The 14,033-nt window shown below is 67.4% G+C and carries 14 protein-coding genes; 10 read left to right on the top strand and 4 right to left on the bottom strand.

All coding sequences use genetic code 11. From position 1 onward, the window contains the following. The first annotated feature begins 15 nt into the window (after positions 1–15). Complete coding sequence (locus tag QZM67_RS09005) at positions 16–264, top strand: hypothetical protein (RefSeq protein ID WP_175021728.1); 249 nt, start codon at positions 16–18, stop codon at positions 262–264. A 391-nt stretch (positions 265–655) separates the two neighbouring features. Continuing rightward, entirely contained in the window at positions 656–2,080 is a 1,425-nt protein-coding gene (locus QZM67_RS09000) for a PLP-dependent aminotransferase family protein (protein WP_043192001.1), read from the top strand. 37 nt (positions 2,081–2,117) lie between these two features. On the opposite strand, the gene QZM67_RS08995 is transcribed toward QZM67_RS09000, so the two are convergent. Continuing rightward, a complete protein-coding gene (locus tag QZM67_RS08995; protein WP_301801954.1) occupies positions 2,118–3,278 on the bottom strand; it encodes an NAD-dependent formate dehydrogenase in 1,161 nt (386 codons plus the stop codon). Between the two features lie 239 nt (positions 3,279–3,517). Between QZM67_RS08995 and QZM67_RS08990 the strand changes: the two genes are divergently transcribed. Both QZM67_RS08990 and QZM67_RS08985 read left to right on the top strand, forming a co-directional pair. Beyond that, the gene (locus QZM67_RS08990; RefSeq protein WP_301801953.1) at positions 3,518–5,050 is read left to right on the top strand and encodes an FAD-dependent oxidoreductase; all 1,533 of its coding nucleotides are present in this window, start codon (positions 3,518–3,520) and stop codon (positions 5,048–5,050) included. Between the two features lie 37 nt (positions 5,051–5,087). Beyond that, positions 5,088–5,465 carry a DUF5594 family protein gene (locus QZM67_RS08985; RefSeq protein WP_301801952.1) on the top strand — a complete coding sequence of 126 codons (378 nt, stop codon included), beginning with the start codon at positions 5,088–5,090 and terminating at the stop codon, positions 5,463–5,465. A gap of 37 nt (positions 5,466–5,502) precedes the next feature. Here the strand turns inward: QZM67_RS08985 and QZM67_RS08980 are convergent, their stop codons facing one another. After that, positions 5,503–5,721, bottom strand: a complete 219-nt coding sequence (locus QZM67_RS08980) for a DUF6566 family protein (RefSeq protein ID WP_011349700.1) — start codon at positions 5,719–5,721, stop codon at positions 5,503–5,505. 134 nt (positions 5,722–5,855) lie between these two features. Between QZM67_RS08980 and QZM67_RS08975 the strand changes: the two genes are divergently transcribed. The 5 genes from QZM67_RS08975 to QZM67_RS08955 all read left to right on the top strand — a co-directional run bounded on the left by QZM67_RS08975 (position 5,856) and on the right by QZM67_RS08955 (position 10,922). Continuing rightward, a complete protein-coding gene (locus QZM67_RS08975; protein WP_301801951.1) occupies positions 5,856–6,494 on the top strand; it encodes a MarC family protein in 639 nt (212 codons plus the stop codon). Positions 6,495–6,539: 45 nt separating this feature from the next. Next, the gene (locus QZM67_RS08970) at positions 6,540–7,004 is read left to right on the top strand and encodes a DUF1269 domain-containing protein (protein WP_301801950.1); all 465 of its coding nucleotides are present in this window, start codon (positions 6,540–6,542) and stop codon (positions 7,002–7,004) included. 460 nt (positions 7,005–7,464) lie between these two features. Next, entirely contained in the window at positions 7,465–8,832 is a 1,368-nt protein-coding gene (locus QZM67_RS08965) for a sigma-54 dependent transcriptional regulator (protein WP_301801949.1), read from the top strand. 239 nt (positions 8,833–9,071) lie between these two features. Then, positions 9,072–10,532, top strand: a complete 1,461-nt coding sequence (gene rpoN / locus QZM67_RS08960) for an RNA polymerase factor sigma-54 (protein ID WP_301801948.1) — start codon at positions 9,072–9,074, stop codon at positions 10,530–10,532. Between the two features lie 147 nt (positions 10,533–10,679). Continuing rightward, a complete protein-coding gene (locus QZM67_RS08955) occupies positions 10,680–10,922 on the top strand; it encodes a DUF6566 family protein (RefSeq protein WP_301801947.1) in 243 nt (80 codons plus the stop codon). Between the two features lie 118 nt (positions 10,923–11,040). Here the strand turns inward: QZM67_RS08955 and QZM67_RS08950 are convergent, their stop codons facing one another. After that, the gene (locus QZM67_RS08950; protein WP_175021742.1) at positions 11,041–11,715 is read right to left on the bottom strand and encodes an HAD family hydrolase; all 675 of its coding nucleotides are present in this window, start codon (positions 11,713–11,715) and stop codon (positions 11,041–11,043) included. 204 nt (positions 11,716–11,919) lie between these two features. Here QZM67_RS08950 and QZM67_RS08945 point away from each other — a divergent pair, with 204 nt between their 5' ends. Further along, positions 11,920–13,104, top strand: coding sequence for a sugar transporter (locus QZM67_RS08945; protein ID WP_301801946.1), 1,185 nt, complete (start codon positions 11,920–11,922; stop codon positions 13,102–13,104). 60 nt (positions 13,105–13,164) lie between these two features. On the opposite strand, the gene QZM67_RS08940 is transcribed toward QZM67_RS08945, so the two are convergent. Further along, positions 13,165–13,941 carry an SDR family NAD(P)-dependent oxidoreductase gene (locus QZM67_RS08940; protein WP_301801945.1) on the bottom strand — a complete coding sequence of 259 codons (777 nt, stop codon included), beginning with the start codon at positions 13,939–13,941 and terminating at the stop codon, positions 13,165–13,167. Between the last annotated feature and the right edge of the window lie 92 nt (positions 13,942–14,033).

Below are 14,033 nucleotides of genomic sequence, written 5' to 3'. Positions count from 1 at the left end.
CTTCGGGAGAACCGCATGCGCATCGATCAATCGTACCGTCGCTTTGACATCGCGGCGACGCTGTCGCCGCTGCCCGGCAACCGCGCGATCGTCAACGTCGACGTGACGACCGACGATCCGGCCCGTGTCGCCGATCTCGGCACCGGGCAGTTCCTGCAGATCCGCAAGTGGGTCGAGTCGAACGACGTCGCGATGCTGACGGTGGTGTTCGACGAGTGCAAGGTCGCGATCGATCACTACGCGGACAACGTCGACGACGCTTGAACGCACGCGAGGCCCGCGCATGGCCGGGCTTCGCGTGACTGCCGCCCGACGGCCATCGGTAATCCGTGATGACGTGCGCCGGGATCGCGCCCGGAGCGTGACCTCGTGCGATCGCGCGAGGCCGTTCGCCGTCGCGTTCTAATCTGTTCACCACGCCGGCCGGATTTCACGTTTCCTCGCCAAACTGTCACTTACATTCGTCGAAATGACGCAGTAGGATGCCGAACCTTGTCTTGATGAGATTCGCATTGCTATCCGCCTTCAATTTCGATAACGGACGAGGTTCGCACCGGGACGCCCGCGCCCGGGCACGGCTATCCGGCTTCGTGCACCGGCGCGGCCATGCCGCCCATGCATCGCAGGCCGGTTCACCGCTGGCGGGGCGAGGCGGATGAAGCTCTACGAGAAATTTGCAAACGACGTAGAGCGACTCATCCGGCAAGGCGTATATCGACACGGCGATCGTGTGCCGTCGGTGCGGCAGGCGAGCCAGCAGCACCGGATCAGCATCACGACCGTGCTGCATGCATATCTGCTGCTGGAAAGCCGCGGGCTGCTCGAAAGCCGCCCGCAGTCGGGCTATTTCGTGAACCTGCGGCGCGACGACAGCCATGCGCCGGTACGCGAGCTGCGGCCGTCGAAACCGATCGCGATCTCGTCGTCGGTCGACGTGAGCCGGCTCGTGCTGTCGACGCTGCGCTCGATCGGTACGGACGACGCGGTGCCGCTCGGCTCGCCGTATCCGGATCCGAGCCTGTTCCCGTTCGAGAAGCTGAACCGCTACGCGTATGCGGCCGGCCGCGACAAGTCGCTGTGGGGCGTGACGGACGGGCTGCCGCCCGGCCATCCGAGGCTGATCCGGCAGATCGCGCGCCGTTACCTGGAAAACGGGATGTCGGTCGACCCGAACGAGATCATCGTGACGGTCGGCGCGACGGAGGCGATCAACCTGTGCCTGCAGGCCGTTGCGAAGCCCGGCGACACGATTGCGGTGGAATCGCCGACGTTCTACGCGATGCTGCACGCGATCGAGCGGATGGGGATGAAGGCGATCGAGGTGGCCACGCACCCGGAATACGGGATCGACATCGCGGCGCTGGCCGCGATCGCGAAGTCGCAGCCGATCGCGGCATGCATGGTGATGCCGAACTTCCAGAACCCGCTCGGCTTCCAGATGCCCGACGAGCGCAAGCGCGAACTGGTCGAGTTCGCCGCGAAAGCGGACCTGCCGATCATCGAAAATGGCGTGTACAACGAACTGTACTTCGGCAACATGCATCCGAGCACGCTGAAGTCGTTCGACCGTCACGACATCGTGCTGCACTGCGCGTCGTTCTCGAAGAGTCTGACGGCCGCGTACCGGATCGGCTGGGCGTTGCCGGGGCGTTATCGCGAGCAGGTGGAGAAGCTGAAATTTCTGAACACGCTCGCGACGCCGTCGCTGCCGCAGCTCGCGATCGCGGAGTTTCTCGAACGCGACGGCTATGAGCATCACCTGCGGCGGATTCGCAAGGCGTATGCGCAGCAGGCGAACCTGATGCGGACGATGGTGTCGCGGTTTTTCCCGGAAGGCACGCGCATTTCGAGCCCGGCGGGCGGGTACGTGCTGTGGATCGAGCTGCCCGTGCAGGTCGATGCGATGCGGCTGTACCAGCTCGCGCTGGAGCAGGGGATCACGATCGGGCCCGGCTACATGTTCTCGATCGCGGACAGCTACCGGAATTTCATCCGCCTGAACTACAGCAGCCCGTGGTCGCCGGAAATCGAGCAGGCGGTCGTGACCGTCGGCAAGCTCGCCGCCTACTGTCTCGACTGAATGGTCCGCCGCGCGTCGAGCGTCCAGCGTGGCGTCGTCACGTCAGCCGGTACGACTGCGCACCCGTTCCCGCGAGCGTGCCGCCATCGACGATCAGGTATTCGTTGCGGATCGGCTTGCCGTCGAACCAGCATTGCAGGATCTCCAGCGTGCCGGCCGCGTAGCGTGCCTGCGCGGACAGCGACGTGCCGGAGATGTGCGGCGTCATCCCGTTGAACGGCATCGTGCGCCACGGGTGATCGGCCGGCGCCGGCTGAGGAAACCACACGTCGCCGCCGTAGCCCGCGAGATGCCCGGACGTGACGGCGTTCACGACCGCGTCGCGGTCGACCAGCTTCGCGCGCGCGGTGTTGATCAGGTACGCGCCGCGCTTCATGCGCGCGATCATCGCCGCGTCGAACAGGTGCTCGGTCGACGGGTACAGCGGGATCTGCAGGTTGACGATGTCGACGGCGCTCGCGAGCGACGCGGCGTCGGCGTGATACGTGAGCGCGAGTTCCTGCTCGATCGATGCATCGAGCCGGTGGCGCTGCGTGTAGTGCAGATGCAGCCCGAACGGTTTCAGCCGGCGCAGCACCGCGAGCCCGATGCGCCCCGCGCCGACCGTGCCGAAATGCATGCCTTCGACGTCATAGCTGCGCGACACGCAATCGGCGATGTTCCAGCCGCCCTGCTGCGCGATCGCATGCGACGGCAAGTAGTTGCGCACCAGCGCGAGCGTCGTCATCACCACGTGCTCGGCCACGCTGATGCTGTTCGAGCCGGTGACTTCGGCGACGGTGATGTGCGCACGCGCGGCGGCGTCGAGATCGACGTGATCGGAGCCGATGCCGGCCGTCAGCGCGAGCTTCAGCTTCGGCGCGCGCGCGATCCGTTCGGCCGTCAGGTACGCGGGCCAGAACGGCTGCGAGATCACCACGTCTGCTTCGGGGAGCCGGCGCTCGAATTCGGAGTCGGGGCCGTCCTTGTCGCTCGTGACGATCAGCGTGTGGCCGTGCGCTTCCATGTAGCCGCGCAAGCCGAGCGCGCCGGACACCGAGCCGACGAGTTCGCCAGGCCGGAAGCCGGGCGGGCCGGCGGGCGTCGGCACGGTTTGACCGTCCGCGTAATGCGTGACGACCGGAATCGCATCGCGCACGTAGCGCGGCGGATAGCCGTCCACGGGATCGGGGTAGAGCACGCACAGGACGGTAGCCATCGGGTAGCACTCCGGGTGACAGGGTGAAGGCGCGCGGCAGGCGGATTGCGCAGGACGCGCGACGCGCGCCTGGGGCGGCACGCGTGTTGCGCCGCAGCGTTGGTGACGTTCTACGCCCGTCATGGATCTCGTACAAGCTACAGTCCGTGTTTGCGTGCGCTGCGGGGGCGTCTGTACCTGTTCTTTTCATGAGGGACGCCGATAATGGGATCGTTACCTGACTCTGCGGGAGCGATGTCATGTCCGGAAGCGATTCCTCGTCTTCACGTCCCGATCTCACGCAAGGCATCGCGCTCGACGATCTCGGCGACGGTGCAATGATCGAGGGCCATGTCGGCGATGCCGCGGTGCTGCTGGTGCGCCGTGCCGACGAACTGTTTGCCGTGGGCGCGCAATGCCCGCACTACGGCGCGCCCTTGGCCGACGGCCTGCTGGAGGGCGGCACGATCCGCTGCCCGTGGCATCACGCGGCGTTCTGCCTGCGCACCGGCGAGTTGCTGCGCGCGCCGGCGCTCGACGGATTGCCGTGCTGGCGCGTCGAACGCCGCGACGGTCGCGCCGTCGTGCTCGATGCGCAACCGGCTGCCGTGCCGCCTGCGTTGAATGCGGCCGGACTGCCCGCATCGGTGGTGATCGTCGGCGGCGGCGCCGCGGCGATCGCGGCCGCCGTGACGCTGCGGCAGGAAGGCTATCCGCATCCCGTCACGCTGCTCACCGCCGATTCCGATCCGCCTTACGACCGGCCGAACCTGTCGAAAGACTATCTCGCGGGCACGGCCGACGCCGACTGGCTGCCGCTGCGTTCGCCGTCGTTCTACACCGATCACCATATCGACGTGCGATGCGACACGCGTGTCGTCCGAATCGATACCGTGCAGCAGGCGGTCGAACTGGCCGATGGCAGCCGCGTCGGATACGGCGCGCTGCTGCTTGCGACCGGGGCCGAGCCGAACCGGCTGACCGTGCCCGGCGCGGATCTGCCGCACGTGTGCGTGCTGCGCTCGCGCGCCGATTGCGACGCGCTGATCGCCAAGCTGAAAACGGCGCGTCGCTGTGTCGTGGTCGGGGCGAGCTTCATCGGGCTCGAAGCCGCCGCCGCATTGCGCACGCGCGGGCTCGACGTGCAGGTCGTCGCGCCCGATGCGCTTCCGATGGCGCGCGTGCTCGGCGAAGCGCTCGGCGGCACGATCAAGGCATTGCACGAGTCGCACGGCGTCGTGTTCCATCTCGGCGCGACGCCCGCGCAGATCACGCCGGACAGCGTGACGCTGTCGACCGGCGACGTGTTGCCGGCCGATCTCGTGGTGGTCGGCATCGGCGTTCATCCGAACGTGGCGCTCGCGCAGGACGCGGGGCTGGCCGTCGAGCGCGGCGTGACGGTCGACCGCTTCCTTCAGACGAGTGTGCCCGGCATCTACGCGGCCGGCGACATCGCGCGCTGGCCCGATCCGCTGACGGGCGATCGTATTCGCGTCGAGCACTGGGTCGTTGCCGAGCGGCAGGGCATCGTCGCGGCGCGCAACCTGCTCGGGCAGCAACGGCCATTCGACGCGGTGCCGTTCTTCTGGAGCCAGCATTACGACCTGACGATCAACTATGTCGGGCATGCGGAGCAATTCGATCGTGTCGAGATCGATGGCGACCTCGGTGCACACGATTGCTCGATTGCGTACTGGCGCGGCAACACGCGCCTCGCTGTCGCGACGATCGGCCGCGATCTCGACAGCCTGAAGGCGGAAGCGGCATTCGAGCGGCAGATTGCAGCCGCGTGACAGTGGCGTGACGACATGATTCGAACCCGGAGGCGAGATGAATCCCGATGTCCGTACACGTTTCGAAACCGAGTTTGCGCCGCGCATCGCGGCGCGCGTGCTCGGCCTGTATCAGCCTGGCGAAGTGAGGGTGGACGTCGTGCCGCATGACGGGCAGGGCAGCCCGACCTGTGTGGATGTCATCGGCCTCACGTCGACGGTCGGGCTGCCGAACCGGCTGAACGCACGGCTCGCGTGGCGCGACGACGCGATCGATGCGCTGCTGGCCGAGCCCGACCGCAGCCGCTTCGACCGCTATCTCGCGGCGCTGCCGGTCACGATCGAACGCTGGCAGATGGAATTGCCGGTCGACTTCGGCACGCGGACCCAGCGCGATCGCGAGATCCTGATCGGCGATCTGGAATTCGATGCGTGATTGCGTCGGGTGCAGACCGCCGATGAGCCGCGCGCCGTCAGCGGTCGCGCGTCTTGATGATCACGCGGCCCTGGTCGATGCCACCGCGCAGCGCTTCGTCGCACGTGAGCCATTCGGGTGTGACGAGCTCGGGCGCCGGCAGGTCGACCGGCGCGCCGTCGCGGAAGATCCGTACCTGCGCGACCCACGCGCCGTTCGCATTGCGCGTCGCATCGACGCGAATCTCGTGATCCATGAAGGTGTCGGTGGCTTGCATCGGTCGGGGCCCTCCGTCGTGCGTGATCGCGGTGCGTCGATCGTAGCAGCATGGCGCGCGCCGTGCATCGGAAACCATGCGGAACCTGCGCACGATTCGAAGCACGTTTCGTCGCGCGAGACGGGAGCAAGCCTGTGGCCTTCGACCTGACCTTTTCCATCAAGGTGTTCGCGGCGCTGTTCGCGATCATGAACCCGATCGCGAACATCCCCGTGTTCCTGTCGCTGACGGAAGGCGCGGCGGACGGCGTGCGCCGCAAGGTCGCGCTGACGGCCGCGATCGGCGTGACGGTCGGCTGCATCGTGTCGGCGGTCGCGGGTGGCGCGATCCTGCATATATTCGGACTGACGATCGACGATTTCCGGCTCGCGGGCGGGCTGCTGGTGCTGCTGATCGCGTTGTCGATGCTGCACGGCGCGCCGAGCCGCCAGCATTCGCCGGGCGACGGCGAAGGCGCCGACCCGGCGGCGGCCGAGAGCGTCGCGATCTATCCGCTGACGATCCCGCTGCTCGTCGGCCCCGGCACGATCGCGACGATGATCGTGCTCGGGCACAGCGCGTTCTCGACCGGGCAGGAACTCGCGTTCGCGCTCGGGCTCGCCGCGTTTCTCGTGCTGCTGGCGGTTTCGCTGCTGTCGGCACCGCTGATCGGTCATTACCTGTCGCCGCGCGTGACGGCGGTGACGCAGCGCCTGATGGGGATGATTCTCGCGGCGATCGCGATGCAGATGATCGTCGCGAGCCTGAAGGCCGCGTTCGGGCTGCCGCATTGAGCGCGGCGCATCCTGACCCGGCCGCCTGATTTCACGGAGTGGCGGATGAATACGCTGATTGCATTGTCTTATCCCGACCTCGCGGCCGCCCATCGTGCGCTCGCCGAACTCGATACGTTGCGTGACCGGCACGTCGTCGCGCTGTCGGGCGTGGCGCTCGTCGAATGCACAACCGATGGACAGTTGCGTGCGCATGCGGTTGACCCCACGCGCACGCCGCCCGGATCGCTGCTCGACAGCGTGGTCGAGCACATCGAATCGTCGCTCGATGCATGGCGCGAGCGGCCGGTGGACGACGCGCTGATCGACCGCGTCGCGCGCAAGGCGCGCCCCGGCACCGTGTCGCTCGGGCTGGCCGCGACACAACTCGACATCTACGCGCTGAGCACGGCGCTCGCACCGTTCGGCGGTGAAGTGATCGACACGACGCTGTCGATCGACGACGAACTGAAGCTCGTCGAAGCGATCTCGAAAGCACGTGACGGCGGCAATCATGCCGCGGCCGACTGACTGACGAAGGGCACAAGGGCACTCGGTGCGCGGCGAGTGAATCGGCAGGGTCTGAAGCGAACGCCAGCCGTCGAGCTGCCGCGTATCGTCGCTCGTGGTTTTCGACATGCGAAAAGTCAGGCCGGAAAGTTTGACCGCATCTGTCGAAGAAGTGCGCAAAAGATGTGATCGGGGCGACTTCACGCCGCATGATTCGCACGAAAACGACGACGTTCTTACCGATTGCGACGCATTGAATCTGGCAATGCGGGTGACCTGCGCGGATAGATTTATTCGATGATCGGCGAATGCGCGACTTGGCTCTTCTATACTGACAGGGACTGCTTTTCACGGGAGGACAGCCAGTCCGCACGAGCGCATCGATCGTGCCATGTCGTCGTGCGACCGGCGGCCGGACTTCGCTGCAACCCGCCGCGGCCTCGGCCGACACACGCGCCGGGCCGCTTCACAAGGAGCCACGATGCCCTACGTCCTGATCGTCGAAGACGACGCCGATACGCGGACGATGCTCGCGGCGCTCGCGCGCATGCAGCAGCTGTCGTGCGATACGGCCGCGACGCTCGAAGAAGCACGCACGCTCGTCACGACACTTACCCCCGATCTCGTGCTGTGCGATCTCGTGCTGCCGGACGGCAACGGGATGGAGCTGTTCGATGCGTTGCCAAAGAATTCGCACTGCGAAATGGTGATGACCACCGGCCACGCGAGCCTCGAAACCGCGATCGACGCATTGCGGCGCGGCGCGACCGACTACCTGGTGAAGCCGCTGAACATGCAGCGGCTGAACAGCATCTTCGCGCGCGTGCCGCGCACCACGGCGCTGCACGAGGAAATCGCCGAGCTGCGCTCGGAACTGCAGCGCCTTGGCCGCTTCGGCCGCATGCTCGGCAGTTCGCCCGCGATGCAGGCCGTCTACGACGCGATCGGCCGGGTCGCGCGCACCGAGGCGTCGGTGCTGCTGACGGGCGAATCGGGCACCGGCAAGGAGCTGGCCGCGCAGACGGTGCACGACCTGAGCCTGCGTCGGCGCGGCCCGTTCCTGGCCGTGAACTGCGGCGCAATCGCCACGAACCTCGTCGAGAGCGAGATGTTCGGCCACGACCGCGGCAGCTTCACGGGCGCGGAACGCCAGCACAAGGGCTTCTTCGAACGCGCGGACGGCGGCACGCTGTTGCTCGACGAGATCACCGAGATGCCGCTCGAATCGCAGGTCAAGCTGCTGCGCGTGCTCGAGACGGGGCGCCTCACGCGGCTCGGTTCGACGCGCGAGATCGACGTCGACGTGCGCATCGTCGCGGCGACCAACCGCGATCCGGAAGCCGCGATGGCGGACGGCAAGCTGCGGCCCGACCTGTTCCACCGGATCAACGTGTTTCCGATCCCGCTGCCGTCGCTGCGCGAGCGCGGCGACGACATCCCGATGCTGGCCGATGCGTTCCTGCAGCAGTTCAACGCCGAAAGCGGCCGGAACCTGCGCTTCGCGCCGGCCGCGCGTGAAGCGTTGAAGACCTATGCGTGGCCCGGCAACGTGCGCGAGCTGCGCAACTTCGTGCAGCGCGCGAGCATCTTCAGCGACACAAACGTGATCGATACGCTGCCGCCGCCGATCATGGACGAGCTGTCGAACCTGGCCGATTCGCACGAGGATCGCGTGACCGTGCCGTTCGGCACGTCGCTCGACGAAGTCGACCGGCGGGTGATCCTCGGCACGATCGCGCAATGCGGTGGCGTGAAGGCGCAGGCGGCCGAGGTGCTCGACGTCAGCCTGAAGACGATCTACAACCGGCTCGCGCAGCTCGAAGACGAAGCGGACAAGCCGGAATCCTGATGCCGCTGCGACGCGCGTGCCGCCTGCCGGATCCGCGTGCGATCGCGGTCGAACGGGCCGGTGCGCGAAATGCGTGCCCAAAACTTGCCGTGGGCTTGTAAAAAAAACGGTTCCGGCGCGCGCGCGGCCGGGAGCGAACGCGCGCGAACCGCGACGCGTGGCGACCGGCCGGCCTGGCATGAAAGCTGCGTGAATGCTGTATCCGAAGCGAAACCCGCGAAACGTCAGGAGGACCATCGATGTCCGTCTCGCTTGCGCTGCAGATGCGACAGCATCTGGCACTTACGCCGAGGCTTCAGCAGTCGCTGCGGTTGCTGCAGTTGTCCTCGCTCGAATTTCAACAGGAGTTGCGGCAGGCGCTCGATCAGAATCCGTTTCTCGAGGATGGCCAGGGCGACGAGGAGCCTGCGGCCGACGCACCGGGGCAGCAGGCCGATGCCGCTGCACCCGAAGCGGCGCCGGAAACCGACGACGCACGCGTGCCGGACGGCGAGGTGCCCGAGGTGCCGGAGGTGTCCGAAGTGTCGTTGACGGCTGCGCCCGCGCCGCGCGGCACGCGTCGCCAGGGCGAAGATGCCGGCGGCCTGTCGCCCGGCGAATGGCTGGCCGTCGAACCGTCGCTTCACCAGCAACTGCACGATGCGTTGCGGCTCTATCAACTGAACCGGCGCGACCGCGAAGCCGCGCGCATCGTGATCGACGCGCTCGACGACGACGGCTACCTGCGCCAGGAACTGGCCGAACTGCTGGCCGCGGCCGACCCCGCGCTATTGTTGTCGGAGCAGGATCTCGCGGTCGCGCTGCGGCTCGTGCAGATGCTCGACCGGCCCGGCATGGCCGCGCGGTCGCTGTCCGAGTGTCTCGTGCTGCAACTCGATGCGATCGCGGCTGGCACACCGGCGCTCGCGGAAGCGAAAGCGATCGCGCGCGAGCATCTCGAACGGCTCGCGCGCCGCGAGACGGCCGAGATCCAGCGGCGCATCGGCTGCAACCCGCAGACGCTGCATGCGGCCTGCGCGCTGGTGCGCGGCCTCGACCCGCGCCCCGGCAATCATTACGGCAGCACGCGCGGCGACTACGTGGTGCCCGACGTGATCGTGCGCCAGGTGCGCGACGACTGGATCGTGACGATCAACCCGGCCGTGCTGCCGCGCGCGCGGCTGCACGAACGCTATGCGACGCTGTTCGCGCAGTCGAGCGGCGAGCGCGATTCGCCGCTCGGCCAGCAGTTGCAGGAAGCGCGCTGGCTGATTCGCAACGTGCAGAAGCGCTTCGACACGATCCGGCGCGTCGGCGAATGCATCGTCGCGCGGCAGCGCGATTTCTTCCGCTATGGCGAGATCGCGATGAAGCCGCTGGTGCTGCGCGACATCGCCGAGGAACTCGACCTGCACGAATCGACCGTGTCGCGCGCGACGGGCAACAAGTACATGGCCACGCCGCACGGCACGTTCGAGTTCAAGCATTTCTTCCCGCGCAAGCTCGAGGCGGCCGGCAAGGGCGTGTGCTCGGCGGCGTCCGCGAAGGTGCTGATCCGCGACATGATCGCGGCCGAGCGGCACACCGACCCGCTGTCCGACGTCGCGCTCGCCCACAACCTCGCGGGGCGCGGCATCCTGCTTGCGCGCCGCACGGTGACCAAGTATCGCCAGGCGATGAAGATTCCGCCGGCCGACTTGCGGCGCCGCGACGCCGCATGACGGCCGCCGGCGAGCGCATCGCGCGCACGTGCCGACCGTCGCGTCGACGTGCGCGCCAACGACAGGCGCGCAATCATGCCAGCGCAATCGCAGGCCGGAAGCGCGCATTTTTTGCATCGTCATCGCAGATTGGTACAGGAGGCCACCGTGCAAAATCAACAGGAAGCACAGGTTCGCGACCCGTATCGCGGGCACGAGATCCGGGTGTGGGCGCGGCGTAACGACAGCGGCGCGTGGCGCGACGAGGTGCAGGTGTATGTCAGCGGCGCGCGCATCGAGCTGGCCGCGCCGGCGGCCGACGGCCCCGACTGGATGACCGAGAGCGAAGCGCTGCTCGCGGGCGTCGAGCGCGGCCGCTACCTGATCGACAAGCGCATCGACGACGATTGAGTCGCGCGGCGGCCAGGTGTCGATCCGGCGGGGGCGTGGCCGGTGGTCGTTCGCGGCCTGACCACACGGACGGCGATCCGGCGCAGGTGCCGTCGGCGAAGGGGGCGCCTCGGGCGGTTCAGGGCCGCGCGGCAATCTCGTCGAGATGCCACAGCAGATCGGCCGGATCGTCGTACACGCGCAGCGCGCCCGCGCGTTCGAGTTCGTCGCTGCCGTATCCGCCCGACAGCAGCCCGACGCCGAGCGAGCGGCAGCGGGCCGCGGCGAGCATGTCCCAGATGCTGTCGCCGACCACGACCGTATGCTCGATCGGCACGTTCAATTGCGCGGCGGCGGTCAGGAACAGGTCGGGATCCGGCTTCGCATACTTGACCTGGTCGCGCGTGACCACGACGTTTTTCGCCGGATCGACGCCGAGCGCCTCGAGATTGATGGCGGCCGTTTCCATCCGCCCGCTGGTCGCGATCGCCCAGCGAATGCCGGCCGCCGACAGCGCGGCCAGCAGTTCGCGCGCGCCCGGCAGCGGCCGGACCTGCGCGCGCAGCCGCTGGTACGCAGCCGCATGGAGGCGGGCGAGTCGCTCGACGCGCTCGGCGTCGAGGTTGCCCGACGTCTCGCGCAGCAGCTGATTCAGGAACAGGCCGCCGCTCATGCCGATCTTGCGGTGGATGCGCCACACCGACAGTTCGATGCCCTCGGCATCGAGCGCTTCCTTCCACGCGAGCACGTGCTGGTAGACGCTGTCGACGAGCGTGCCGTCGAGATCGAACAGAAAGGACGTTTCAATGCGCATGTGAATCTCCTGGCTCGATGGGGCTCGAGCGAACGGGTCGTGAGAAGCCGGTCGGCACATTATCGGCGCGTGGCCGTGTCATGACCATGTCCCGCAGCCATCCCGCGCCGCGCCGTGTCATATGCCGCTGGTACAATCGCCGCGATCGCCGGGCCGGGTTCTCCGCGCCGCGCGCCCCCAACCCTCGTCTCGCCGATTCCAGGTATGGCTACACCGGACGCCGTCAGTTCCAAGCACTCGTGGTGGGGCGTACTGGCCCTGGCACTCACCGCCTTCATCTTCAATACCACCGAATTCGTGCCCGTCGCGCTGCTCAGCGCGATCGGCGACAGCCTGCACATGCAGCCGACCGACGTCGGCCTGATGCTGACGATCTACGCGTGGGCCGTGGCCGTCGTGTCGCTGCCGCTGACGCTGGCCACGCGCCATGTCGAGCGTCGCAAGCTGCTGACGGGAGCGTTGCTGGTGTTCATCGGCAGCCACGTCGTGACCGGCGTCGCGTGGAATTTCGCGGTGCTGATGGTCGGCCGGCTGGGCATCGCGTGCGCGCATGCGGTGTTCTGGTCGATTTCCGTGCCGCTGGCCGTGCGCCTCGCGCCGAGCGACCGGAAAAGCCGCGCGCTCAGCTTGCTGGCGATGGGCACGGCGATCGCGATGGTGGCCGGCATTCCGCTCGGGCGCGTGGTCGGCGAGACGTTCGGCTGGCGGGTCACGTTCCTGATCATCGCCGGTGCGGCGGCTGTCGCGTTGCTGCTGCTGCGCGCGACGTTGCCGGTGCTGCCGAGCCAGGGCGCCGGGTCGCTCAGCAGCGTCGGCGTGTTCCTGCGCAAGCCCGCGCTGGTTGCGCTGTACGCGATCACCGTGCTCGTCGTGACCGCGCACTTCACGTCGTACACGTACATCGAGCCATTCGTCCAGAGCGTCAATCACGCCAGCAGCAGCCGGATTACCTACGTGCTGATCCTGTTCGGTATCGCCGGCATACCAGCCGCGATCTGCTTCAACCGCGTCTATCCGCACCGTCCGGACGACTTCCTGCTCGGGTCGGTCGTCGCGCTGGCGGGATGCCTGCTGATCCTGTTCCCGTGCGCGCTGAACATCGTCACGCTGTCCGTGCATACGCTGGTCTGGGGCGGCGCGATCGTCTGCTTCGGCCTCGCCATGCAGGCATGGGTGCTGAAGCTGGCGCCGGAGGGCACCGACCTGGCGGTGTCGATCTTCTCCGGGCTGTACAACGTCGGCATCGGCGCCGGTGCGCTGATCGGCAACCATATCGCCGGCGACTTCGGGCTGCCGTGGGTCGGCACGTTCGGCGGCGTGGTCGGCGCGGTGGCGGTCGGGATCGCGTGGCTCGCGCTGCGGCTGCACGCGAGGCAGGCGGTGGCATAGCCGGCGCCGGGTTGCGGCGTGCGGCGAAGGCGGCCACGGCCCGGCCTCGCGCTTCACCGGTCATGCCACCGAGTAACCGCCGTCGGCCACGAGCGCATGCCCTGACACATAGCTGGAATCGTCCGACGCGAGGAACGCGACGATCGTCGCCATCTCCTCGGCGGAGCCCCAGCGTCCTGCCGGTGTCGATGCGGCAAACGCCTGTTGCGCCTCCTCCGACGGCCAGATGCCGCGATGATGGAACGGCGTTTCGATCAGCCCCGGGCACAGTGCGTTCACGCGCACGCCTCGCTTGAACCATTCGATCGAAGCGGTCTTCGTCATCCCGATCACCGCGTGCTTGCTCGCGATATAGACCGACGCATTCTCGAAGCCGATCAGCCCGCCCATCGACGCGTTGTTGATGATGCTGCCCGACCCCTGCCGCAGCATGATTTCGGCGGCGAACTTCATCGAATTGAATACGCCGCGTACGTTCGGCTCGAACACCCTGTCGAACCGCTCGGCGTCCTGCTCGAGCAGCGGCGCGAACACGCCTTCCGTGCCGGCATTGTTGAACGCGATGTCGAGGCGTCCGTAGGTCTCTACTGCGAAACCGAACAGCTTGCGCAGATCGTCTTCGTTCGCGACGTCCGCGACGAAGGCGCTGGCTTCGCCGCCGGCGGTGATGATTTCGTCGACCAGTTGATCGAGCTCGGGCTTGCGCCGCGCGGAGACGACGACCTTTGCACCGCGACGCGCGAGTTCGATCGCGGAGGCGCGGCCAATGCCGGAACTGGCGCCCGTCACCAGGGCGATGCGGCCGTCGAGTTGGGCCGGTTTCGTGCTTGCGTTCATGATGAGATGCTCCAGAGTGATGGATGAAAGCGCCGCATGTGGCTGAGTCGGATCGGTTGCGATGCACGCTTGATGTGCATTGTGGTCGCTCG

Source organism: Burkholderia sp. AU45251, assembly GCF_030482905.1.
In the GTDB taxonomy this organism is placed as follows: Bacteria; Pseudomonadota; Gammaproteobacteria; order Burkholderiales; family Burkholderiaceae; genus Burkholderia; species Burkholderia aenigmatica.
This window is presented reverse-complemented; position numbering and strand designations above follow the sequence as displayed.